Genomic DNA, 1,830 nt, shown 5'->3' on the forward strand with positions numbered 1-1,830 from the left:
TTAAAAAGGATTATAGAGTAAACTAAAATACAGACCGTTTTCTTGTAATGTTCTCTGATTATTTGAGTCAATAGATATCAAAGGGATACCCCAGTCAAGACGAACGGTTAAGCGATCGCCTTGTGCCCAACGCAACCCCAGACCAACAGCAGCTAAAGTATTAGGGTCGGGATTCTCTCTACCAGAACTATTCCAGCCAACACCAAAATCCACAAACGGCACAACTTGTAAAGTGCTATTTATCTGGGGTAAGCGTAGAATTGGCACTTGAATTTCCGCAGAAACAAAAGTACCATTATCCGTCAGCAGATAATCTTGACGGTAGCCGCGAATGCTATCTTGGCCACCTAAGCCAAATTGCTCTATCGGCAAAAGTGCTCTAGATGCAAATTGTGTATTTAAACGAAGTAATAATAAAGTTTCAGGAGCTAAAAGCCGTGCCCACTGCGCTTGCCCTTGCCAAGCAAAAAAACGGCTATCAGGAGCTTGTTGATTAACCGTGGCATTCAACACATCTATGCCCAAACTGAATTGAGAACGTAGAGCGATGACTTCCCGACTGTTACGATTCGTCCATTCTTGAAAAAATCGCAACGCAGAGACCCTAGTGCGTCCCTCTTCATCAGCACCAGGCGAAAGTAGAGAGGGAGATACCCCAAATTCTCTTTGATAAATCCAGGAAATATCACTTTCGCGTCGGGAGGCTGTCAACCCCAGGGCGAACTCTTGTGTCGGAGTTTGGACTATTGGTTGGCGGAATGTCACCTCGTAGTAGCGAGAAGCCGAATCGATATCTAAAGTGTCGAAAGGAGGCTCAATCACATGACTTGAGGTAGTGCCATAGTTGAAGCTAAGAGTTCCATTGCGGGGATTAACAGGCAATGTATAACCAGCGTCAAAGGAGTTGCTACCATCAGTATTGGTGTAGCCTAAACTCAGTAAATCTCCCAATCCCAGTAAGTTGGCTTCATTCAATCGTAATCCGCGGCGAAAACTGCCAACACTGGGCGATCGCCCATTATCAAGAATTATTTGCCCACTAAAGGTTTTTGCCTCAGTGATTTTTACTTCCAAAAGACTCGTACCCGCTTGCGAACCTGTTGAGAGTTCAGCAGTGACGTTTTTAATCAAAGGATTGAGTTGCAAAAGTTGCAGGGCTTCTAATAGACGCTGGCGATTCAGAGGTGCTGATGTGGCGATTGCTAATCGGCTGCGGACATAATTTCGATTCAACCGCCGAGTCCCAGTTACCTGGATATCTTCTAATTTACCTTCGATTACCTGAATTTTCACGACACCGGATTGGATTGTTTGGGGTGGAATCAAAGCACCAGAAGTAATGTAACCATTTTTGACATATAGCTCAGTAATTTTAGAACGTGCTTGATAGACTTGGGTGAGCGAGATTGGTCGTTTGGTAAATTCAGCAGTGGCTTGGGCTAACTCTTGGGGACTGAAGACTGTGCTACCAATAACTTCAAACCGCTCAACAATAATAGTGTCAGGAAAGTTGCCAGAGGGTGGTTCTTGTGGTGTAGGAGTTGGGGCAGAGGGTGGCAATAATTCTGCTGGTGGGGGGAGTGGCTGTGGCACTTGGGGTGAGGGAAGTGGTGAAGGTGTGATGGGTGGTTGGATATCCTGTGGTGGTGGAATTTGTTGTGAGAGGATGAAATTACTAGTTGGTAATTTTGTCGTCTCAACAGCCTCAGCTTTTAGTTGACTTAAAGATGTACTGCCCAGTAATAGAAGCATACTCAGCCGCAAACACGGCACGATCAGATTTTGGGGATATTTATCAATCATCGCACTGGACTATTTTTTGTTAGTAAC

Annotated in this window: 1 protein-coding gene; it reads right to left on the minus strand. The window is 44.9% G+C overall.

The features are described from left to right. The gene (locus tag V7K79_RS25635) at nt 1-1,803 is read right to left on the minus strand and encodes a ShlB/FhaC/HecB family hemolysin secretion/activation protein (RefSeq protein ID WP_335051671.1); all 1,803 of its coding nucleotides are present in this window, start codon (nt 1,801-1,803) and stop codon (nt 1-3) included. Nucleotides 1,804-1,830 lie beyond the last annotated feature (27 nt).

Source organism: Nostoc sp., assembly GCF_036917575.1.
Classification (GTDB): Bacteria; Cyanobacteriota; Cyanobacteriia; order Cyanobacteriales; family Nostocaceae; genus Nostoc.